The 19,179-nt window shown below is 65.5% G+C and carries 24 protein-coding genes and 1 pseudogene; 10 read left to right on the top strand and 15 right to left on the bottom strand.

Annotated elements, in window-relative coordinates; genetic code table 11:
• Window positions 1-165 precede the first annotated feature (165 nt).
• From ruvC to A8G00_RS07300, 5 genes are all read right to left on the bottom strand, one after another.
• A complete protein-coding gene (ruvC, locus tag A8G00_RS07320; protein ID WP_025547533.1) occupies window positions 166-657 on the bottom strand; it encodes a crossover junction endodeoxyribonuclease RuvC in 492 nt (163 codons plus the stop codon).
• Window positions 658-838: 181 nt separating this feature from the next.
• Window positions 839-1,582, bottom strand: a complete 744-nt coding sequence (locus A8G00_RS07315) for a YebC/PmpR family DNA-binding transcriptional regulator (RefSeq protein ID WP_007688711.1) — start codon at window positions 1,580-1,582, stop codon at window positions 839-841.
• 68 nt (window positions 1,583-1,650) lie between these two features.
• Window positions 1,651-1,977, bottom strand: coding sequence for a heavy metal-binding domain-containing protein (locus A8G00_RS07310; protein WP_204369886.1), 327 nt, complete (start codon window positions 1,975-1,977; stop codon window positions 1,651-1,653).
• A 23-nt stretch (window positions 1,978-2,000) separates the two neighbouring features.
• Complete coding sequence (locus A8G00_RS07305; RefSeq protein ID WP_007688707.1) at window positions 2,001-2,243, bottom strand: DUF2312 domain-containing protein; 243 nt, start codon at window positions 2,241-2,243, stop codon at window positions 2,001-2,003.
• 39 nt (window positions 2,244-2,282) lie between these two features.
• Window positions 2,283-2,582 carry a DUF1244 domain-containing protein gene (locus A8G00_RS07300; RefSeq protein ID WP_025547525.1) on the bottom strand — a complete coding sequence of 100 codons (300 nt, stop codon included), beginning with the start codon at window positions 2,580-2,582 and terminating at the stop codon, window positions 2,283-2,285.
• 102 nt (window positions 2,583-2,684) lie between these two features.
• On the opposite strand from A8G00_RS07300, the gene pyk reads away from it, so the two are divergent.
• The gene (pyk, locus tag A8G00_RS07295) at window positions 2,685-4,142 is read left to right on the top strand and encodes a pyruvate kinase (protein ID WP_076605759.1); all 1,458 of its coding nucleotides are present in this window, start codon (window positions 2,685-2,687) and stop codon (window positions 4,140-4,142) included.
• Window positions 4,143-4,195: 53 nt separating this feature from the next.
• Here the strand turns inward: pyk and A8G00_RS07290 are convergent, their stop codons facing one another.
• Both A8G00_RS07290 and ykgO read right to left on the bottom strand, forming a co-directional pair.
• Window positions 4,196-4,822: an HAD family phosphatase gene (locus tag A8G00_RS07290; protein WP_025547522.1), complete on the bottom strand. Its 627-nt coding sequence runs from the start codon at window positions 4,820-4,822 to the stop codon at window positions 4,196-4,198.
• Window positions 4,823-4,825: 3 nt separating this feature from the next.
• Complete coding sequence (gene ykgO / locus A8G00_RS07285; protein ID WP_004210176.1) at window positions 4,826-4,951, bottom strand: type B 50S ribosomal protein L36; 126 nt, start codon at window positions 4,949-4,951, stop codon at window positions 4,826-4,828.
• Window positions 4,952-5,159: 208 nt separating this feature from the next.
• On the opposite strand from ykgO, the gene A8G00_RS07280 reads away from it, so the two are divergent.
• Together A8G00_RS07280 and A8G00_RS07275 are read left to right on the top strand one after the other, a co-directional pair.
• Window positions 5,160-5,774, top strand: coding sequence for a DUF4136 domain-containing protein (locus tag A8G00_RS07280; RefSeq protein WP_083198934.1), 615 nt, complete (start codon window positions 5,160-5,162; stop codon window positions 5,772-5,774).
• Window positions 5,771-6,901, top strand: coding sequence for a M14-type cytosolic carboxypeptidase (locus A8G00_RS07275; protein ID WP_099185247.1), 1,131 nt, complete (start codon window positions 5,771-5,773; stop codon window positions 6,899-6,901). The genes A8G00_RS07280 and A8G00_RS07275 overlap by 4 nt, the downstream gene beginning before the upstream one ends.
• 17 nt (window positions 6,902-6,918) lie before the next feature.
• Here A8G00_RS07275 and A8G00_RS07270 read toward each other — a convergent pair whose 3' ends face one another.
• The 3 genes from A8G00_RS07270 to purL form a co-directional block, all read right to left on the bottom strand.
• Window positions 6,919-7,638, bottom strand: coding sequence for a dienelactone hydrolase family protein (locus tag A8G00_RS07270; RefSeq protein ID WP_099185246.1), 720 nt, complete (start codon window positions 7,636-7,638; stop codon window positions 6,919-6,921).
• A 125-nt stretch (window positions 7,639-7,763) separates the two neighbouring features.
• Window positions 7,764-8,933 (bottom strand): formate-dependent phosphoribosylglycinamide formyltransferase, encoded by a 1,170-nt coding sequence (gene purT, locus A8G00_RS07265; protein WP_048576818.1) that lies wholly within the window; start codon window positions 8,931-8,933, stop codon window positions 7,764-7,766.
• 83 nt (window positions 8,934-9,016) lie between these two features.
• A complete protein-coding gene (gene purL / locus A8G00_RS07260; protein ID WP_103000380.1) occupies window positions 9,017-11,194 on the bottom strand; it encodes a phosphoribosylformylglycinamidine synthase subunit PurL in 2,178 nt (725 codons plus the stop codon).
• Window positions 11,195-11,299: 105 nt separating this feature from the next.
• Here purL and A8G00_RS07255 point away from each other — a divergent pair, with 105 nt between their 5' ends.
• On the top strand, window positions 11,300-11,728 hold the full coding sequence (locus A8G00_RS07255; RefSeq protein ID WP_025547513.1) for a DUF805 domain-containing protein: 429 nt from the start codon (window positions 11,300-11,302) through the stop codon (window positions 11,726-11,728).
• A 161-nt stretch (window positions 11,729-11,889) separates the two neighbouring features.
• On the opposite strand, the gene A8G00_RS07250 is transcribed toward A8G00_RS07255, so the two are convergent.
• Window positions 11,890-12,270 (bottom strand): hypothetical protein, encoded by a 381-nt coding sequence (locus A8G00_RS07250; RefSeq protein ID WP_025547512.1) that lies wholly within the window; start codon window positions 12,268-12,270, stop codon window positions 11,890-11,892.
• Window positions 12,271-12,437: 167 nt separating this feature from the next.
• On the opposite strand from A8G00_RS07250, the gene A8G00_RS07245 reads away from it, so the two are divergent.
• From A8G00_RS07245 to aat, 6 genes are all read left to right on the top strand, one after another.
• The gene (locus tag A8G00_RS07245; protein WP_025547511.1) at window positions 12,438-12,698 is read left to right on the top strand and encodes an exodeoxyribonuclease VII small subunit; all 261 of its coding nucleotides are present in this window, start codon (window positions 12,438-12,440) and stop codon (window positions 12,696-12,698) included.
• Window positions 12,699-12,724: 26 nt separating this feature from the next.
• Window positions 12,725-13,645, top strand: a complete 921-nt coding sequence (locus A8G00_RS07240) for a polyprenyl synthetase family protein (RefSeq protein ID WP_025547509.1) — start codon at window positions 12,725-12,727, stop codon at window positions 13,643-13,645.
• A gap of 4 nt (window positions 13,646-13,649) precedes the next feature.
• Window positions 13,650-14,162: a pantetheine-phosphate adenylyltransferase gene (gene coaD, locus A8G00_RS07235; RefSeq protein WP_025547507.1), complete on the top strand. Its 513-nt coding sequence runs from the start codon at window positions 13,650-13,652 to the stop codon at window positions 14,160-14,162.
• Between the two features lie 94 nt (window positions 14,163-14,256).
• Window positions 14,257-15,033, top strand: coding sequence for a peptidylprolyl isomerase (locus A8G00_RS07230; RefSeq protein WP_025547505.1), 777 nt, complete (start codon window positions 14,257-14,259; stop codon window positions 15,031-15,033).
• Window positions 15,034-15,144: 111 nt separating this feature from the next.
• Window positions 15,145-16,179: a tRNA preQ1(34) S-adenosylmethionine ribosyltransferase-isomerase QueA gene (gene queA, locus A8G00_RS07225; protein WP_103000379.1), complete on the top strand. Its 1,035-nt coding sequence runs from the start codon at window positions 15,145-15,147 to the stop codon at window positions 16,177-16,179.
• 117 nt (window positions 16,180-16,296) lie between these two features.
• Window positions 16,297-17,061: a leucyl/phenylalanyl-tRNA--protein transferase gene (gene aat, locus A8G00_RS25565; RefSeq protein ID WP_044660376.1), complete on the top strand. Its 765-nt coding sequence runs from the start codon at window positions 16,297-16,299 to the stop codon at window positions 17,059-17,061.
• 35 nt (window positions 17,062-17,096) lie between these two features.
• On the opposite strand, the pseudogene A8G00_RS25850 reads toward aat, so the two are convergent.
• From A8G00_RS25850 to A8G00_RS07200, 4 genes and pseudogenes are all read right to left on the bottom strand, one after another.
• Window positions 17,097-17,267: pseudogene (locus A8G00_RS25850) on the bottom strand (DUF2155 domain-containing protein); the annotation flags it as partial.
• 227 nt (window positions 17,268-17,494) lie between these two features.
• Window positions 17,495-17,893 (bottom strand): NADH:ubiquinone oxidoreductase subunit NDUFA12, encoded by a 399-nt coding sequence (locus A8G00_RS07210; protein ID WP_025547500.1) that lies wholly within the window; start codon window positions 17,891-17,893, stop codon window positions 17,495-17,497.
• Between the two features lie 49 nt (window positions 17,894-17,942).
• Window positions 17,943-18,461, bottom strand: a complete 519-nt coding sequence (locus tag A8G00_RS07205; protein WP_103000378.1) for a DUF192 domain-containing protein — start codon at window positions 18,459-18,461, stop codon at window positions 17,943-17,945.
• A 49-nt stretch (window positions 18,462-18,510) separates the two neighbouring features.
• Window positions 18,511-19,035: a regulatory protein RecX gene (locus A8G00_RS07200; RefSeq protein WP_025547496.1), complete on the bottom strand. Its 525-nt coding sequence runs from the start codon at window positions 19,033-19,035 to the stop codon at window positions 18,511-18,513.
• Window positions 19,036-19,179 lie beyond the last annotated feature (144 nt).

The raw sequence follows: 19,179 nt of genomic DNA, 5'->3' as shown, positions 1-19,179 counted from the left end.
CCGCAGGCGGGAGGGGGCTAGGGGGTGGGCTGGCGCGACATCAGCGTGAATTTTCAACGGCTAAGTCAGAAGCTCGCTACGCTCGCGCCCACCCCTAACCCCTCCCGCCTGCGGGAGGGGAAGGTCTTGGATTGGCCAGTTCCCGCCCCGGGTCGCCCCACCCTTCTACTTCCGCGGAATCCTTCGTGCGCTGGCCAGATGATGGGCGTGCGTGATCGCTACGGCGAGAGCGTCCGAGGCATCGGGGCCGGCGATCTTTGCGCCGGGGAGGAGGCGGGAGACCATGGCGTGGACCTGCTCCTTCGATGCATTGCCGACGCCGACCACGGATTTCTTGACGAGCCGGGCGGCATATTCGCCCACTTCCATGCCGGATCGCGAAGCCGCCAGCAGCACCACGCCACGGGCCTGGCCGAGTTTGAGCGTCGACTGCGGGTTCACGTTGAGGAACACCTCTTCGACAGCCGCGCCATTGGGTTGATGTTCGAGGATGAGGTCGGTCAGCGCCAGATCGAGCACCAGCAGCCGGCTGGCCAGCGCCATGCCTGAATCGGTCTTGATCTGGCCGTTGGAGATATGGGTGAGGCGGTTGCCGTCCGCGGCGATCAGGCCCCAGCCGGTCGTGCCAAGGCCCGGGTCCAGGCCCAGGATGATCATGATATTCCCCTCGTCCCTTCACGGGAGAGCGCAGGGAGGCTTGCCGGTCCGCCGGACGGGCCCGTCTGGAGGGAGACCGGACCGGGCGCGTCGGCTGCCGCGTCCTCCCGGCTTCGCCCGAGCGGCAGGGCCGTCAGGGCTTCGCATCCCTCTCCCCGCAGGGGAGAGGGAAGGGGAAGGATCAACCCAGCTTCTCCATGACTTCGTCGGAAACTTCGTAATTGCCCCAGACGGTCTGGACGTCGTCATCGTCTTCCAGCGTGTCGACCAGCTTCATCAGCGTCGCCGCATTGCTCTCGTCCACCTCGACGGTGGTCTGCGGCTTCCAGGCGAGCTTGGCGCCTTCGGCCGGACCGAGCTTAGCCTCCAGCGCCCTGGCGACTTCGTGCAGCGCGTCCATGGCGGTCCAGATCTCATGCTCGTCCTCGTTCGAGGAGACGTCGTCCGCACCCGCTTCCAGCGCCGCTTCGAAGATCGCGTCGGCATCGCCCGCGCTCGCCGGATAGGTGATGAGGCCCATGCGGTCGAAACCGTGGCTGACCGCGCCCGAAGCGCCCAGATTGCCGCCATTCTTGGAAAAGGCCGTGCGGACGTTGGTCGCGGTGCGGTTGCGGTTGTCGGTCAGCGCCTCGACGATGATGGCCACGCCGCCGGGACCATAGCCCTCGTAACGGATTTCCTCGTAATTCTCCATGTCGCCGCCGATCGCCTTGTCGATCGCGCGCTGGATATTGTCCTTTGGCATGGACTGCGCCTTGGCGGCGTTGACCGCGAGACGGAGGCGCGGGTTCATGTCCGGGTCGGGCATGCCCATCTTCGCCGCCACGGTGATTTCGCGCGACAGCTTGGAGAACATCGAGGAGCGCTTCTTGTCCTGCGCGCCCTTGCGATGCATGATGTTCTTGAATTTGCTATGGCCGGCCACGGCCTGCTCCTGACTTGTCTGTTTGTTCGATGCGGGCTCTCTAGCGAGCGCGCCCTCGATGCGCAATGTCAGACGAGGATCGCGGTGCCCGAGGCGGTCACCATCAGCATCGACCCGCTGGACCCGACGGTCTCATAATCCAGGTCGACGCCGACGACCGCATTGGCGCCCAGCGCCGCGGCGCGGGTGCGCATTTCCGCGATCGCCTGGTCGCGGGCACGCTGGAGCACGTCCTCATAGGCGCCCGAGCGCCCGCCGACGATGTCGCGCACGCTGGCGAACAGGTCGCGGAACAGGTTTGCGCCCACGATCACCTCGCCGGTGACGATGCCGAGATATTCCTTCGCAGGCCGGCCTTCCAGCGAAGGGGTGGTGCTGACGATGATCCCGGTCATGGACGCTCTCCCCGCGCTGCGATCTATTCGATGCCCAGCGCCGTCTTGTATGTTTCCAGCAGCGCTTCGGCTTCCATGCGGGCATTGCGCTCCATCTTGCGCAGGCGGACGATGGACCGCATCGTCTTCACGTCATAGCCATTGGCCTTCGCCTCCAGATAGACGTCCTTTATATCGTCCGCGATGCCCTTCTTTTCCTCTTCCAGGCGCTCGATGCGCTCGATGAAGAGGCGTAGCTGTTCGGCGGCGACATTGCCATCGCTCATGGGAATCTCCAGTAAATGTGAATCGGTCGGCGCCTGCCTCTAATGATTGTCGGCGTTCTTCGCCACACTCTCCTGCATGCGGGCGATCTGTTCCGGCGTCGCCTCGCCCTGATGGCGGGATTTCCATTCGGCAAAGGGCATGCCATGGATGATCTCCCGCGCTTCCTCCCTGCCGATCGTGCCGTCCGCCTCCGCGATCCAGTCGGCCAGGCAGTTGCGGCAGAAGCCCGCCGTTCCCATCAGGTCGATATTCTGGACATCGGTGCGGTGCTGCAAATGCGCCACCAGCCGTCGGAAGGCGGTTGCGGCAACCGCATCACTGAGTATGTTATCGCTCACGGCGAACCTTTCGCTGATCATCATCCTGTCGTGCAGCACGGATAATCGAAAACCGCGCCCTGGCAAACCAGAGGCGACCATGACGGCCAGGAGACAAGAGGAATGACGAAATTACCGCCCCGTTCGCGCAAGGTCCGCATATTGGCGACCCTTGGCCCCGCGAGCGACAGCCCGGAAATGATCCGGGCGCTGTTCGTCGCCGGGGCCGACGCTTTCCGCATCAATATGAGCCATGGCGCGCATGAGGATCATGCCGCGCGCATCGCGACGATCCGGGCGCTGGAAAAGGAATTCGGACGTCCTACGACAATCCTGGGCGACCTTCAGGGGCCGAAGCTGCGCGTCGGGACCTTCGATCGCGGGCTGGCGGTGCTGGAAACGGGCGCGGCCTTCGTGTTCGACAGCGATCCTGCGCCGGGCGATGCGACGCGGGTCAACCTGCCCCATCCGGAGATCTATGCGGCTCTGGTGCCCGAAACCCGGCTGTTGCTGGACGACGGCAAGATGGTGCTGCGGGTCAAGAAGGTGGCGGAGGATCGCATCGACGCGGTGGTCGAGGTCGGCGGTACCCTTTCCAACCGCAAGGGCGTGAACGTGCCCGATGTGGTCGTGCCGGTGCCGGCGCTGACCGAAAAGGACCGGCGCGACCTGAGCTTCGCGGTCGAGCAGGGCTGCGACTGGATCGCCCTGAGCTTCGTCCAGCGGCCGGAAGACCTGGCCGAGGCGCGCAAGCTGATGGGCGGCTATGGCGCATTGATGGCGAAGATCGAAAAGCCGGCGGCTGTCCAGCGGCTGGAGGAGATCATCGAACTGGCCGACGGCGTGATGGTGGCGCGGGGCGACCTTGGCGTGGAACTGCCGCCCCAGGCGGTGCCGCCGCTGCAGAAGCAGATCGTGGCGACCGCGCGCCGCATGGGTCGGCCCGTCGTGGTGGCGACGCAGATGCTGGAATCCATGATCAAGGCGCCAACGCCCACCCGCGCCGAAGTGTCCGATGTCGCGACCGCGGTCTATGACGGGGCCGACGCGATCATGCTGTCGGCGGAAACGGCGGCGGGCGACTGGCCGGTCGAGGCGGTGACGATGATGGACAGCATCGCCCATAGCGTGGAGCGCGATCCGGGCTATTTCGGGCGGCTGCACTATACCGAGACGAAGCCCGATCCCACCACCGCCGATGCGCTGGCGGAGGGCGCCGGCAGCATCGTGTCCGTCGTCGGGGCGAGCGCGATAACCTGCTTCACCTCTTCGGGCAGCACCGTGCGCCGCGTGGCGCGCGAGCGGCCGATGACACCGATCCTGGCGCTGACGCCCCGGCAGGATACGGCGCGCAAGCTGGGGCTGACCTGGGGCGTGCATGCCGTCCGGACCAAGGACATCGGCACGTTCGAGGAGATGATCGGCAAGGCCCGCCGCATGGCGCTGCGCCACGATATGGTCGAGAAGGGCGGCAAGATCGTCGTGCTGGCCGGCGTGCCTTTCGGGACGCCGGGGTCGACCAATGTGCTGCATGTGGCCGCGATTCGCGGAGATGAGCTCAGGGGCCGGGACGAGGGCTGAATGCCGATCGGTCCTGAGGGTCGTGCTCCTGCCTTCGCAGGGGCACGTCCAGCTTAGACGGTTGGGCTTCGAAGCAACGCCAGCTCTGCCAGTTCCCGGCGCAGCGTCGCCGCATCGCGGAACAAGTGGCCGCGCATGCCTTCCGCCTCGGCCGCCAGGACATTTTCCTCGCGGTCATCAATGAACAGCGCCTGTTCCGCGCTCAAACCGAATCGCTCCAGCGCCAGCCGGTAGATCGCGGGGTCGGGCTTCACCAGCTTTTCCGCGCCGGAGACCACGATGTCGCGGAAGGGGGCGAACAGCGCCGACTCCCGAGCATGGAATGGCGCCCAGAATTCATGGCTGAAATTGGTGATGGCGAAGAGCGGAATGCCGCCCTCGTGCAATTCAAGGACGATCTCCGGCATGCCTTCGACTGCCGGTCCTACGCTGTCGATGAACTTCTCGCCCCAGAGGCGAATCAGCGCCGCATGTTCGGGATGGCGCGCGATCAGCTCTGCGCTGGTTTCCGCGAAGGGGCGGCCCTGATCGTGCTGGAAGTGCCAGTCCAGCGTCACCACGTCACGGAGAAACGCATCGAGCGCCCGATCGTCATCGATCAGGCGCTCGTACAGAACCCTTGGGGTCCAGTGATACAAGACATTGCCAACGTCAAAGACGACGGCGGCAATATCCGCCATGAATCAGCCCTGGCGGGCCTTGAAGCGGCGGTTGGTCTTGTTGATGACATAGGTGCGGCCGCGACGGCGGATCACGCGGTTGTCCCGGTGACGGCCCTTGAGCGACTTGAGCGAATTGCGGATCTTCATGGAACCAGCCTTTGAATGAATCTTGCGTGATCGAAAATCGAAGCGCAGCCCCTATGGGCGGGACGGCCGAAAGTCAAGGGCGGCCGCCCGCTTTTCGCTCCATCGCCGCGCCGTTCATCCTGCATGCAGCAAATCCGTGGCTTGACGCTTTTAAGGGATTAGCGGCGCGGTGTCGTGTAGAGGCTGTTCATCCCCTGGAGTGCCATCCATGTCGAATCCGTCCATGTTGAAGAAGATCGTCCTTCCGTCCCTGCTGGCCCTGGGGCTCAGCGGCTGCGCCACGGCTGTTCCACCGGTGGAGGTGACGCGGTTCCATATCGACGATCCGGCGCGCAACGGGACCATCGCCGTCGAGGAAATGGCCGGCAACCCCGATGTCGGCCTGGAATTCCGCACCTATGCCGCCGCGATCGAGCAGGAATTGCAGCGCGTGGGCTTCACCACGGCCGCACAGGGGGCGAAGAGCGACTATGTCGCGCTGGTGAGTTTCCGCCGCACCTTCCGCGAACCCGAAAGCTATGGCGCCAATGGCAAGCCGGTAAGCGTCGGCGTGGGCGGCGCCGTGGGCAGCGGCGGCTATTCCGGCCTGGGGCTGGGCATCGGCATCAACCTGTCGGGCAAGCCTAAGGGGCAGGTCTTCACCGAATTGCAGGTGCAGATACGCCGCCGCGCCGATTCGACCACCATCTGGGAAGGCCGGGCGCAGACCGGCGCGCGGGAGGGAACGCCCGCATCGCAGCCGGGTCTGGCGGCGCAGAAGCTGGCGACGGCATTGCTGGGGGGCTATCCGGGCGAATCGGGGCGGACTATAACCGTCAGATGAGCATCTCGATCACAAGTGCCTTCGACAGCGGCAATATTCGCGTTCTTTCCATTTCCGCCACGTCCGCAGGCGTCCGCGCCGAGCTGGAGATCGTTAAGGACCGGCAGAGCGACTTCTACCAATGGTTCCACTTCCGCGTGGCTGGCGTGGCCGGGCGGGAAGTCGAACTGGCGATCGTCAATTGCGGCGCGTCGGCCTATCCCGACGGCTGGCCAGGCTATAAGGCGCGCTATAGCGAGGATCGGGAGAATTGGCTTCTGGCGGACACCGGCTATGCCGACGGGACGCTGACGATCCGTCTGTCGCCCGACAGCAATGCGGTGTGGCTCGCCTATTTCGCGCCCTATTCGATGGAACGGCACCATGATCTGGTCGCCTGGGCGGCGTCGCAGCCGGGGGTGGAGCATCGCGAACTGGGGCTGACGCTGGACAGGCAGCCGCTCGACCTGCTGGTGCTGGGGGAAGGACCGAAGAAGGTCTGGCTCTACGCCCGCCAGCATCCGGGGGAAAGCATGGCCGAATGGTGGATGGAGGGCGCGCTGGAGCGGCTCTGCGACGAGGAGGACGCCGTGGCGCGGCTGCTGCGCAGGGAGGCGACCTTCTACATCGTGCCGAACATGAATCCGGACGGCAGCCGTCGCGGCCATTTGCGGACCAACGCCGTGGGCATCAACCTCAACCGCGAATGGCATGAGCCGTCGATGGAGAAGAGTCCGGAGGTGTTCCTGGTGCGCGGAGCGATGGATGAGGTCGGGGTCGATTTCGCCATGGACGTGCATGGCGACGAGGCTATTGCGGCCGTGTTCCTGGCCGGGTTCGAGGGCATCCCCTCCATCACGGAGCGGCAGTCGGCCTTGTATCGCCGCTATCGCGACACGCTGGCCGCCCGGACGCCCGATTTCCAGACGAGGAAGGGCTATCCCACCGCGCCGGCGGGCAAGGCGAACCTGTCCATGTCCACCAACCAGTTGGCCGAGCGCTTCGGCGCCGTGGCAATGACGCTGGAAATGCCGTTCAAGGATAATGACGACCTGCCGGACGCCGATTTCGGCTGGTCGCCGGCCCGGTCGATCCAACTCGCCAAGGACTGCCTGGGCGTGCTGGCGGAGATGATCGACGAAATCTGAACCCGACCGGCCGCGGTTCAGCCGAAGAGATCGCCCAGGAAATCGGCCATCGCGCGGAAGCTGCGGCGGTCGGCTTCGGGATTATAGGCCAGGCCCCTTTCGGGCATCTTCGCGTCATGGTCGGTGAAGGCGTGCCCGGTATGGCCATAGGCATGGATCTGCCAATCGCATCCCGCTTCGGTCAGTTCCTTCGCCAGCGCGACCGTGGCTTCCGGCGGCGCGATCGGATCGTCCCAGCCGTGGCAGATCAGCAGCCGCGCGGTGATCTTCGCATGGGGAAGGGGCGGCGCGTCATAGACGCCGTGGAAGCTGACGCCGCCTGCAATATCCACTCCTGAACGGGCAAGGTCGAGCACGCATTTGCCGCCGAAGCAGAAGCCGATCGCCGCGGTCCGGCTCTCGTCCGCCTCATCGAGCGATTTCAGCAGCGCATGGGCGGCGTTCGTCCGGTCCCGCAGCAAAATGCGGTCATCATTGAGTTCGGCCATGTAGCGGCCCATGTCCGGATCGGCCCGGCTGGTCCGCTTGCCCTGGCCGAACACATCCGCGACGAGCACGGTGTAACCGATCGCCGCGACCTTTTCGGCATAGGCGAAATCGGCCTCCTTGGTGCCCAGAACATTGGGGAAAAGCAGGATGGCCGGACGCGGAGCGGCGGCGGCATCGTCGAACACGGCCATGCTCTCGAACTGACCGCCAGGGCCTTCATGCACGGTGACGCGGCGGGTGATGGTCATGAAAGGCTCCTTGCTTCGGGGTCGGGACGCATGTTGGGACGCCATGCGGGATTGGCAAGATTGGGCCAGTTGCGGATGTTGGCACCTCCCCTTCAAGGCGAGGGGCCTAATGGCGGGAAACCGCCCTATCGACCATGGATGATCCGCACTTTCGATGCAGCCTCGGCCGCGACGGCGCGGGCCTGGTCTGCATCGACCGCGCGGGCCAGGGCGACGCCCATGCGGCGATAGGGGCGGGTCGTCGGCTTGCCGAACAGGCGCAGATCGACTTCCCCACCGGGCGTCGAGAGCGCTTCGGCCAATCCTTCGAACCCAAAGTCATCCGATTCCCGATCCGCCAATATCACCGCCGAAGCCGCGGCCCCATGCAGCGTCACTTCCGGCACCGGCAGGCCCATGATCGCGCGGGCGTGAAGATCGAATTCGCTCCAGTTCTGGGAGATCAGGGTCACCATGCCGGTATCGTGCGGCCGGGGCGAGAGTTCGGAGAAGATGACATCCTCTCCCTTCACGAAGAATTCCACGCCGAAAATGCCGTAGCCGCCCAGATTGTCGACCACCTTGCGCGCCATGTCCTGGGCGGCGGCCAGCGCGCCGCCGGACATGGGCGTGGGCTGCCAGCTTTCCTGATAGTCGCCGCGTTCCTGCCGATGGCCGATAGGCGGACAGAAGCTGACGCCGTCACGGCTGCGTACGGTCAGCAGCGTGATCTCATAGTCGAAGGCGATGAATTCCTCGACGATGACCCGGCTGCGGTCGCCGCGCATGTTCGCGACTGCATAGTCCCAGGCGGCTTCCAGTTCCTCAATCGTGCGGACCGTGCTCTGGCCCTTGCCGGATGAGGACATGACCGGCTTGATGACGCAGGGAAGGCCGGTATGCGCCGCCCCCACCCGCACTTCCTCCAGCGTTTCGGCGTAGCGATAGCGGGAGGTGCGCAGCCCCAGTTCGACCGCGGCGACTTCGCGAATGCGGTCGCGGTTCATGGTCATGATGGTGGCGCGGGCCGAAGGGACGACCGTCACGCCGCGCGCCTCGAAATCGGCCAGGACCTCGGTGCGGATCGCCTCGATTTCGGGGACCACGAAGTCGGGCCGATGCTTTTCGATGGCTTTGGCGAGCAGGTCGGCGTCAAGCATGGAGAAGACTTCAAACCCGTCCGCCACCTGCATGGCAGGCGCGCCCGCATAGCTGTCGCAGGCGATGACCTGCGCGCCCAGGCGCTTGGCGGAGATCACGAATTCACGACCCAGTTCGCCCGAGCCCAGAAGGAGGATCTTCGCGGTAAAGGCCATGGCGGGACTCCTCGAAATGGACATCTTCAGCGCATTCAGCGCAGCGTGCTCCTGCCGGCGCAGGAGCACGTCATTTCTATTCTTTAAAGTTCAGCGTCCATCAGTGTCGGGAAGAAGCCCTCATGGGCGCTGCGCAGGTCCGCCAGCGCCACGCCCGCCACCTTGTCGCCGCCGGTCGTGCCGATGCGAAGCGCGCCTGGAATGTCCACCCCCTGGGCGGCGGCGACGATGTACCGGCCCTGATCCTCGCCAAAGGCGCTGGCGGTCGTAAGGACGATGCTCAGCTCCGCGCCGATCTTCCCGGCCAGCGCCATTTCCGTCACCGCGACCAGCAGGCCGCCGTCGGAAATGTCATGCACCGCATTGACCTTGCCTTCCGCGATCAGCGCCCGGACGGTTTCGGCATGGGCACGCTCCGCCGCCAGATCGACCTTCGGCGCCTGGCCCGCTTCCCGGCCGGCAATCTCGCGCAGCCAGATCGACTGGCCGAGATGGCCGCCTTCCCCGCCGATCAGCCAGATGGCGTCGCCCTCATTCTTGAAGGCCACGGTCGCCATCCCGTCGATGTCCTGGAGCAGGCCGATGCCGCCGATCGCCGGGGTGGGCAGGATCGCCGATCCGCCGCCGGTCGCCTTGGATTCATTGTACAGGCTGACATTGCCCGAAACGATCGGGAAATCCAGCGCGCGGCAAGCCTCCCCCATGCCTTCCAGGCAGCCGGTGAACTGCGCCATGATCTCTGGCCGCTGCGGATTGGCGAAGTTCAGGCAATTGGTGACGGCGAGCGGCGTCGCGCCGACGGCGCTGATGTTGCGATAGCATTCCGCGATCGCCTGCTTGCCGCCCTCATAGGGGTCCGCATAGCAATAGCGCGGCGTGCAGTCGGTGCTGATCGCGATGCCCTTCCGCGTGCCATGGACGCGCACCACCGCCGCGTCGCCGCCGGGGCGCTGCACCGTGTCGGCGCCCACCATATGATCGTACTGCTCCCAGATCCAGCGGCGAGAGGCGATGTCGGGCGATCCCATCAGTCTGACGAGATCGGCACCGATGTCGGCGCTCTCGCTGATCCCGCCCAAGGGCTGCACGCCCGACCAGGCCTTATATTCATCCTTCGCCATCGCCGGACGGTCGTAGAGCGGCGCATCGTCGGCCAGCGGAGCCAGCGGAATGTCGCACACCGTCTCTCCCTTGTGGACCAGCACCATGCGGCCGGTATCCGTCACATGGCCGATCACCGCGAAGTCCAGCTCCCACTTGCGGAAAATGGCTTCGGCAAAGGCTTCCTTGCCCGGCTGGAGCACCATGAGCATGCGCTCCTGCGACTCCGACAGCATCATCTCATAGGCGGTCATGCCGGTTTCGCGCTGCGGCACATCGTCCATGTTGAGCTGGATGCCGACGCCGCCCTTGGACGCCATTTCCACCGAGGAGGAGGTGAGGCCCGCCGCGCCCATGTCCTGGATCGCGACGATCGCGTCGGATGCCATGAGTTCGAGGCAGGCTTCGATCAACAGCTTTTCGGTGAAGGGATCGCCGACCTGCACCGTCGGGCGCTTGGCGTCGGCGTCGTCGCCGAAGTCCGCCGAGGCCATGGTCGCGCCATGGATGCCGTCACGGCCGGTCTTCGAACCCACATAGACGATCGGATTGCCGATGCCCGAAGCGGCGGAATAGAAGATCTTGTCCGTTTCCGCGACGCCCACGGTCATCGCATTGACCAGGATGTTGCCGTCATAGGCGGGATGGAAATTCACCTCGCCGCCCACGGTCGGCACGCCGACGCAATTGCCGTAGCCGCCAATGCCATGCACCACGCCGCTGATGAGGTGCTTCATCTTCGGATGGTCGGGCCGCCCGAAGCGCAGCGCGTTCATGTTCGCCACCGGCCGCGCGCCCATGGTGAAGACGTCGCGCAAAATGCCGCCCACGCCTGTCGCCGCGCCCTGATAGGGTTCGATATAGCTGGGGTGGTTGTGGCTCTCCATCTTGAAGATCGCGGCCTGGCCGTCCCCGATGTCCACCACGCCCGCATTTTCACCGGGGCCGCAAATGACCTGCGGCCCTTCCGTGGGCAGCTTCTTCAGATGGATTCGCGAACTTTTGTAAGAGCAATGCTCCGACCACATCACCGAGAAAATGCCGAGTTCGGTGAGATTCGGCTCCCGGCCGAGCGCCTTCAGGACGCGATCATATTCTTCCGGGGAAAGCCCATGGTCTGCGACGACCTGCGGCGTGATCTGGGATGCGGTGCTGGACATGTGCGCGCCTTTAGCGGGGGAGCGCCCGATAGACAATGCTGAGGCTCGCGCCCGGGCGAAAACATGATAGCTTTCCCGGCCGGACGAAAAAAAGGGGAGTTGCCCATGGAATGGATGCTGTTGCCGCTTCGTCGCTACGCCAAATTCTCGGGCCGGGCGCGGCCGCGCGAATATTGGATGTTCGTCCTGTTCCTGCTGCTCTGTTATATCGGCGTCGCGATGGTCGAGGGGATATTGGGCCTCAGCACGACCGATCACTGGTTCCAGCGCGGCCCCTGGTGGGCGGGCGCGGGCTACAGCACCCGCGGCGGTCCGCTGACGGGGCTGTTCACACTGGCGATGATCATTCCCCATATCGCGGTTTCCGTCCGCCGCCTGCACGATACGGACCGCAGCGGCTGGTGGCTGCTGATCGTCTTCTTCCCGATCATCGGCAGCATCGTCCTGCTGATCTTCTTCATCATGAGCGGCACGCGGGGCCCCAACCGCTTCGGCCCCGATCCGGTCGAGGTGGGAGAGCCGGAATTGCGTTGAGCGCGTCGGTCCGGGCGCGCATGATTGGGCGGTTCAAGCCACTCCCTCTCCAGCAGGCGGGAGGGGAATGGCGTCGATTGGCCACATCCTCGCAAACTCCAAAGAAAAAGGCCGGCCTCCATGGGGAGGGCCGGCCCGCACTTGCAGGAAAACGGAAAGGATCAGGCCTTGCAGCTCAGCGCGCTCTTGCCCGGCAGGGTGGCGGTGATCTGCTTGCCCGAGCCCTCGACCTTGAAGCCGCCGCCTTCGAAGGGCTTGCCCGCCTCGGCAGCGGTCAGCTTCGTGGGGGCGCCGTCCTTTTCGGTGCGCACGTTCACCGTCTTGTCGTCGCTCATGAAGTCGACGAAGATCAGGCTGTTGTCCTTGCAGCGATATTGATGGCTTTCCTTCACCATCGGCGGCAGTTCGACGGGAGCGGCATTGGCCAGTTTTTCGGCCATGGGATCGGCGGGGCCGCCCACCACTTCGGGTTCGTCATTCTTGTTGCAGGCGGACAGCAGCGCAAGCGCCGCCACGGAGATCAGGGGGAGATGATATTTCATAGCGGTCCTTCTATGTGCACTAGCCACGCCAAGCGTCAACGCAAAACTGCCACGAGTCCGCCAGCCAGTGGCGCGACGTCATGACGTTTTCGTGAATGGCGGCCGGAATCGGCCCCCAGGGCCCATGCGGGCTTGACCGGGCGGGCGGGGGTCGCCAATGCAGGGACATGGCGCAAGACAGCATGACCCATGAGGGCGATCCGTCGCAGATGTCGTTCGAAGATGCGCTGCGCGCGCTCGAATCGATCGTCCGGCGGCTGGAGAGCGGGGATGTGCCGCTCGACGAATCCATTTCGCTCTATTCGCAGGGCGAGGAACTGCGGAAACGCTGCATGGAACGGCTGCAGGCGGCCGAAGCGCGCATCGCCAAGCTGACGATCGACGCCGGCGGCGCCGTGACCGGCGCTCAGCCCTTCGGTTCGGACTGAGCGTGCAGCGTGCGGGAGAGGCGGCCATGAGCGGACCCGACTCCGCCTCGCCTCGGTCGATCGGTCTGGTGGCCGACCGCGCTGCGGCGGTAGCGGCCGACATCGACCGCCTGTTCGACGCGCTGCTGGCGGTTCCCGACGACCCCCGCCGGCGCCTGCACGAAGCGATGCGCCACGCGGCCATGGGCGGAGGCAAGCGGCTGCGCCCGCTGCTGGTGCAGGCGGCCAGCGACCTGTTCAACATCTCGCGGGATTCGGCGCTGCGGGTCGGCGTCGCGGTGGAATGCATCCATGTCTATTCGCTGGTGCATGACGATCTTCCGGCGATGGACGACGACGACCTTCGCCGGGGCAAGCCGACCGTGCACAAGGCATTTGACGAGGCGACGGCGATCCTCGCGGGCGATTGCCTGCACGACCTGGCTTTCGAAGTGCTGGCGGACGAGGAGACGCATCCCGATCCCTTCGTCCGGGTCGAGCTGGTGAAGGCGCTGGCCGTCGCCAGCGGCACCAGCGGCATGGCGGGCGGCCAGATGATGGACCTGGAGGCGGAGAAGACCAGCTTCGACCTGCCCACGGTCACGCGGCTCCAGCAGTTGAAGACCGGCGCGCTGATCGGCTTCTGCGTCGATGCGGCGGCGATCATGGCCCGCATCCCGCCGGAGGGGCGGACGCGCCTGCACGGCTATGCCCGCGACATCGGACTTGCCTTCCAGATCGCGGACGACCTGCTCGACGTCGAGGGGGACGCCGTTCTCGCCGGCAAGGCGCTGGGCAAGGACGCGGCGGCGGGGAAGGAAACCTTCGTCTCCCTGCTGGGGGTGGAGCGGGCGCGGGAACAGGGCCGCCTGCTGGTCGAGCAGGCGAAGGCGCATCTGCACGGCTTCGGGCCGGAGGCCGACCTGCTGCGCGCCATTGCCGACTATATCGTGGAAAGGGATCGTTAGGGGCATGAGCAAGCAGAGGGTGGGGGTCTATCCCGGGACATTCGATCCGATCACCTTGGGTCATATGGACATCATCCGGCGCGGCGCGAAGCTGGTCGACAAGCTGGTGATCGGCGTCACCACCAACATCTCCAAATCTCCGATGTTCTCCGACGATGAACGGCTGGATATGGTGCGGCGCGAATGCGCGGGCATCGACACGGAAATCGTCGTCACGGGCTTCAACTCGCTGCTGATGGACTTTGCCGAATCGCAGGGGGCGAGCGTCATCATCCGGGGCCTGCGCGCCGTCGCCGACTTCGAATATGAATATCAGATGGCGGGGATGAACCAGCAGATCAACGGCCGGGTCGAAACCGTTTTCCTGATGGCGGACGTGTCGTTGCAGCCGATCGCTTCCCGTCTGGTCAAGGAAATCGCGCTCTATGGCGGGCCGATCCACAAATTCGTCAGCCCCGCCGTGCGCGAGGAAGTGGAGGCGCGGGTCGCCGCCATCGGCCTGAAAGGGCAGGGCTGAAGGCTCCACTCAGCCTTCGTTCAGTTGCCAATCGCGAAGAGGGCGCTATCAGGGCAAGTTCGCACCTGGGCAAAATTTGAGGAAAGCTTCATTCATGCGGTTCACGTCGGCGCTCAAGACCGTGGCGATCGGTTTCGCTCTCTATGCATCGAGCGGCGCGGCCCTGGCCCAGGGCGGCGGTGGGCGCAATGCCGAGGAGATGAAGAAGGAGGAGGCGGCCGTGCGCGCGGAGCAGGCCGCCAAGCAGCTCGGCCTCGACCCCGCTTCCAAGCTGCCGCCGGCCACGGTGCCTGTCGATCCCCAGAATGTCTGGGACCTGGACCTGTCGAGCGGCGGCCGCGTACGCATCCAGTTGCGTCCCGACATCGCGCCCGGCCATGTCGAGCGGATCAAGGAGCTGACGCGCCAGGGCTTCTACAACGGGCTCAAATTCCACCGCGTCATTCCCGGCTTCATGGCGCAGGGCGGCGACCCCAAGGGGGACGGGACCGGGGGGTCGACGCTGCCGGACCTGAAGGCCGAATTCAATCCGATGCCGCATCTGCGCGGCACCGTCTCCATGGCCCGCGCCCAGAGCGAGGACAGCGCGAACAGCCAGTTCTTCATCGTCTTCCTGCCGCGCATGCAGCTCGACAAGAAATATACGGTGTTCGGCCGCGTGATCGAGGGCATGCAATATGTCGATGCCATCCATCAGGGCGAACCGCCCGCCGATCCGACCATCATCCTCCAGGCCTCGATCGAAAGCGACGGCAGGCCGCCGGTTACGGCACTGCCGACGCCGCCTGCTCCGCCCGCGCCCTCGATCGTCGCGCCGCCGGCGAAGAAGCCCGCGCCCGCAAGGAAGCCGGCTGCGCCGAAGAAGAAATAGTCAGGCCGGGTGAATGCGTGCTCCTGCGAAGGCAGGAGCCCAGTCCCGCCGCCTGAACTGGGCTTCTGCCTTCGCAGGAGCACTGGATATGCTGTTCTAGAGCATTCGACCATGCGCGTAGATCTGTTCGATTTCGACCTCCCGCCTGAAAGCATCGCGCTTCGCCCTGCTTCCCCGCGCGACGCGGCCCGGCTGCTGCTGGTGCCCGGCGACGCGCCCTTCCAGGACCGGATCGTGCGCGATCTGCCGGACCTGCTGCGCGCCGGCGACGTGCTGGTGTTCAACGACACCAGGGTCATTCCCGCCCAATTGGAGGGGATGCGCGGCCAGGCCAGGGTCGGCGCCACGCTCCACAAGCGGCTCGGTCTGCGCCAATGGCAGGCCTTCCTCCGTAACGCCAAGCGGGTGCGCGATGGCGACCGGATCGACTTCGGCAATGGCGTCACCGCTGTGGCCGGCCCGCGCGACGAGGACGGTGGCGTCAGGCTCTGCTTTGAGGGTGAGGAGCCGGTCGAGCTGTTGCTGGAACGGGCGGGCCGGATGCCGCTGCCCCCCTATATCGCCAGCAAGCGCCCGACCGACGAGCGCGACCGCAGCGATTACCAGACCATGTTCGCGCGGGAGGACGGCGCGGTCGCCGCCCCCACGGCGGCGTTGCACTTCACACCCGAATTGATGGCCGCGGTCGAAAAAGCCGGCGTCGGGACCGAAACGCTGACGCTGCATGTCGGCGCCGGCACTTTCCTGCCGGTAAAGGCGGACGATACGGACGATCACCGGATGCATGCCGAATGGGGGCGGATCGACCAGGCGACGGCGGACCGCCTCAACGCCGCACGGGCGGCCGGCGGCCGGCTGATCGCGGTCGGCACCACCAGCCTGCGCCTGCTGGAAAGCGCGACGGGGGAGGACGGCATCATCCGTCCTTTCGCGGACGAGACGCGGATATTCATCACGCCGGGCTATCGTTTCCGCGCAGTCGACGGGTTGATGACCAATTTCCACCTGCCCAAATCGACCCTGTTCATGCTGGTAAGCGCCTTGATGGGCACGGAGAAAATGCTGTCGGTCTATCGGCACGCCATTGATCGCGGCTATCGTTTCTACAGCTATGGCGATTCCAGCCTGCTTCTGCCCCAGCCTTAAGACCGCTCATGTTGATGCTCCATCGACCGCGGGACGGGGCTTCCCGTTTTGCAAGGCGGTCCAAGGAATGAAAGTCGCACTGGCGCGCTGCCCTGTCTCGCGTTAAGTCTTTCTTTGATGACGATTGACCCGCTGGTGCTGTTGCAGGCTTACGCGATCGGCGTGTTTCCCATGTCCGACGATCGCGAGGCGGAGGAGGTGTACTGGATCGAGCCGAAGCGACGGGCGATCATGCCGCTCGACGGTTTCCACATCTCCCATTCGCTGGCCAAGACGATCCGGCGGGAGCGGTTTCGGGTCACCGCCAATCGGGATTTCACAGGCATCGTCCGGCTCTGCGCAGAAGCCGCGCCGGACCGCCCGTCCACCTGGATCAACCATCCGATCGAGCGTGCCTATCGCCATCTGCATGAAATAGGTTTCGCCCACTCTGTTGAGGTGTGGGAGGGGGAGGAACTGGTCGGCGGCCTTTATGGCGTGGCGCTGGGGCGGGCCTTTTTCGGGGAAAGCATGGTGTCGCGGCGCGCCGATGCGTCGAAGGTGGCGCTGGCCTGGCTGACCGCCCGCATGCGTTTCGGCGGTTTCACCCTGCTCGACTGCCAGTTCATGACCGATCATCTGCGGTCATTGGGTGCGATCGAAATCAGCCAGCGCGACTATCTTCAATCATTGGCGGGCGCGTTGGACGGCGTGGCGCTGGGGGCGGGGCGGGGCGTGCTGGCGGCCGGTTCCGGCGTCTGGGCGGAGCTGGCATTTTCGCCGCTTGCCGGGGACGCCTTGGCCCGCGCGCCGTCCGACACTTCGCCCTTGTCGCCCAGCTTCACCGTATCGGGACCCGTTTCCGGCCATGACATCGTGCAGCTCCTGACCCAGACGTCGTAGACCGGGTGCTGCACGACATTGCGGTCGGGCCGTTCCCGGAACAGCCAGCCGGAAAAGTTGCGGCGCCATTTATTGTCGGCGGTGCTGCGCACGTCGAGCTGAACGAAGGCGCCGGTTTCCTGCACATTTTCCCAGGGCGCCGTGGTTTCGCAGGCCTGCAGCCGAACAATGGCATCGCCCACGCGCAGCGCTTCGCCCGGTTTCATCGTCAGGTCGGTGGTGATGCCGTTGCGCTTGTTGAGCAGGCCGATCACCGCCACCCGCTCGTTCATCGGCGTGCCGGTGAGGGGAGACTCGTCGCCATTGCGGATCTTCTGCCCCTCGATGCGGACAGGACCGCCCTGGTTCTGCGTCGGCAGATCGTCGCCGCCGCAACCGGCCAGTATCAGGGTGCAGCCGAGAATCGGCAGGAAACGTCCCGCCGGGCACCGCATCATGATGCGTCGGGGCTCCACGCCTCATAATCGCCGGTCGCCTTCTGGCGCAGGCCGCCCTTTTCCAGCGCACCGGTGGGGCGGTAGGCCTGGGCCGTGCCGGTGGCGTTGGGGGTGAAGTCCCTTTCCCAGATGCGCGGGGGCGGCAGGAAACTCTCCGGCGCGCCCTCGATCGAATGATGCAGCCAGCCATGCCATTCGGCGGGCACGCGGCTGGCGTCGTTCGCGCCATTATAGATGACCCAGCGCCGGGTCAGTCCATTGGGGTCGGTGCCGCCTTCATAATAGACATTGCCCTGATGGTCCTCACCCACCTTCGTGCCCTTGCGGGAGGTGTAGAGCGAGGTGCCGATGGTCGCGCCATCCCACCAGGTGAAGATCTTGCCAAGGATTCCCATGGGCGAAGCGCTTAGCCGTTGCGGCTGGCGCTTGGCAAGGCGGTTCTGGTCAGCGGGGGCAGAAATTGAGGGGGTTTGACGAGGACGGCCGGTCGCAATCGCCCCAGGTGACGCGGTCGCCTTCCCTGATGCCCAGCTCCGCCGCCCTGCCGCCGCGCAGTTCGAGGACGGCGGCGACCGGGATGCCGGCGGAGACCGGCTCGCGGGAATAAGGGGCGGCGTTGGCCTTCAGGAAGGCGATGCTGCCGTCGGTGTGGATGAACAGCATGTCGAGCGGGATCAGCGTGTTCTTCATCCAGAAGCTGGCCGTGCGGGGCGGGGACATGGGGAAGAGCATCCCGGAATCGGGGGCGAGCGACTTGCGGAACATCAGGCCCTGTTCCTGCTGCTGTTCGGTAAGGGCGAGTTCGACGGCGAAGCGGTGAGCGGTTTTGGCGGTGTGGATGGTGAGGGGGAGGAGGGTGGTTTGCCCGGTGGCGGTGGGAGCGGCGGTGTTTTCGGCTTTGGGGGCGGATGGGGAGCAGGCGGCCGGGAGAATTGCAAGGAGAAGGAGGAGGAAGGGCTTCATGGGGGTGAGGTATCACAGCCTGGCGGTTAACAAACGGGGTGCTGAGCGGTTACTCATCCGCTTCCGGCACTTCCCCCGGCGCGGCGTCGGTCCAGCGGCGGGCGGTGGCGTAATCATGGCCGGCGCGCAGGAAGGCGGCAATCCATTTTTCCCGCTGCTTCGGGTCCGGGCGTTCCTGGGCATAGGGGCCGATCCGCTTGCGCCGGGCGAAGCGGTCGGCGGCGGACCAGCTTTCCCTTTGGGTCTGGGCGTGGGCTTCCACCCGGTCGGCTTCCGCTATGCCATCGGCGCGCAGGGTTTCCGCGACCCGGCGGGCACCATAACCGCGGCGGCTGAGCGCGCCGCTTTTCATCACGGCATAGCCGGCATCGTCGACATAGCGCAATTCGCTCAGCCGATCGACCAGCGCCTGCGGATCGGCGGGGTCTTCGCCGCCCCAGCCGCGTTCCTTGATCTTGCGGCCCAGATAGGCGAGCAATTTGGCCCGGCTGGTGGCGAAGCGCGCCACATAACGCAGCGCAAGTTCGCGCATGGCCTCTTCATCGAGCGGGGCAGGAGGGCGTTTGCCGGTCATGGCAATGCTTCATGCCTGTTGCGCCTTGATTATGCCACAGTCGGGCCGGAATTTTACCGCCCCTTTTGGGGTAAAAGCCCAAGCTGGAATGCAACTATCCGGTGCAAAGCGGCTTGAAAGCTGTTAGCGGCGCGCCGGAATATG

This window comes from Sphingobium sp. SA916, from assembly GCF_002894065.1.
Taxonomy (GTDB): domain Bacteria; phylum Pseudomonadota; class Alphaproteobacteria; order Sphingomonadales; family Sphingomonadaceae; genus Sphingobium; species Sphingobium fuliginis.
The sequence above is the reverse complement of the archived record's forward strand: the minus strand, read 5'-3'. Positions and strand labels throughout refer to the sequence as shown.

Bases quoted from the DNA above. Each gene is read 5' to 3' on its own strand.
- ruvC (WP_025547533.1), bottom strand. From the start codon at position 657: ATGATCATCCTGGGCCTGGACCCGGGCCTTGGCACGACCGGCTGGGGC.
- A8G00_RS07310 (WP_204369886.1), bottom strand. From the start codon at position 1,977: ATGACCGGGATCATCGTCAGCACCACCCCTTCGCTGGAAGGCCGGCCT.
- A8G00_RS07305 (WP_007688707.1), bottom strand. From the start codon at position 2,243: ATGAGCGATGGCAATGTCGCCGCCGAACAGCTACGCCTCTTCATCGAG.
- pyk (WP_076605759.1), top strand. From the start codon at position 2,685: ATGACGAAATTACCGCCCCGTTCGCGCAAGGTCCGCATATTGGCGACC.
- A8G00_RS07290 (WP_025547522.1), bottom strand. From the start codon at position 4,822: ATGGCGGATATTGCCGCCGTCGTCTTTGACGTTGGCAATGTCTTGTAT.
- ykgO (WP_004210176.1), bottom strand. From the start codon at position 4,951: ATGAAGATCCGCAATTCGCTCAAGTCGCTCAAGGGCCGTCACCGGGAC.
- A8G00_RS07280 (WP_083198934.1), top strand. From the start codon at position 5,160: ATGTCGAATCCGTCCATGTTGAAGAAGATCGTCCTTCCGTCCCTGCTG.
- A8G00_RS07275 (WP_099185247.1), top strand. From the start codon at position 5,771: ATGAGCATCTCGATCACAAGTGCCTTCGACAGCGGCAATATTCGCGTT.
- A8G00_RS07270 (WP_099185246.1), bottom strand. From the start codon at position 7,638: ATGACCATCACCCGCCGCGTCACCGTGCATGAAGGCCCTGGCGGTCAG.
- purT (WP_048576818.1), bottom strand. From the start codon at position 8,933: ATGGCCTTTACCGCGAAGATCCTCCTTCTGGGCTCGGGCGAACTGGGT.
- purL (WP_103000380.1), bottom strand. From the start codon at position 11,194: ATGTCCAGCACCGCATCCCAGATCACGCCGCAGGTCGTCGCAGACCAT.
- A8G00_RS07255 (WP_025547513.1), top strand. From the start codon at position 11,300: ATGGAATGGATGCTGTTGCCGCTTCGTCGCTACGCCAAATTCTCGGGC.
- A8G00_RS07250 (WP_025547512.1), bottom strand. From the start codon at position 12,270: ATGAAATATCATCTCCCCCTGATCTCCGTGGCGGCGCTTGCGCTGCTG.
- A8G00_RS07245 (WP_025547511.1), top strand. From the start codon at position 12,438: ATGGCGCAAGACAGCATGACCCATGAGGGCGATCCGTCGCAGATGTCG.
- A8G00_RS07240 (WP_025547509.1), top strand. From the start codon at position 12,725: ATGAGCGGACCCGACTCCGCCTCGCCTCGGTCGATCGGTCTGGTGGCC.
- coaD (WP_025547507.1), top strand. From the start codon at position 13,650: ATGAGCAAGCAGAGGGTGGGGGTCTATCCCGGGACATTCGATCCGATC.
- A8G00_RS07230 (WP_025547505.1), top strand. From the start codon at position 14,257: ATGCGGTTCACGTCGGCGCTCAAGACCGTGGCGATCGGTTTCGCTCTC.
- queA (WP_103000379.1), top strand. From the start codon at position 15,145: ATGCGCGTAGATCTGTTCGATTTCGACCTCCCGCCTGAAAGCATCGCG.
- aat (WP_044660376.1), top strand. From the start codon at position 16,297: ATGACGATTGACCCGCTGGTGCTGTTGCAGGCTTACGCGATCGGCGTG.
- A8G00_RS07210 (WP_025547500.1), bottom strand. From the start codon at position 17,893: ATGGGAATCCTTGGCAAGATCTTCACCTGGTGGGATGGCGCGACCATC.
- A8G00_RS07205 (WP_103000378.1), bottom strand. From the start codon at position 18,461: ATGAAGCCCTTCCTCCTCCTTCTCCTTGCAATTCTCCCGGCCGCCTGC.
- A8G00_RS07200 (WP_025547496.1), bottom strand. From the start codon at position 19,035: ATGACCGGCAAACGCCCTCCTGCCCCGCTCGATGAAGAGGCCATGCGC.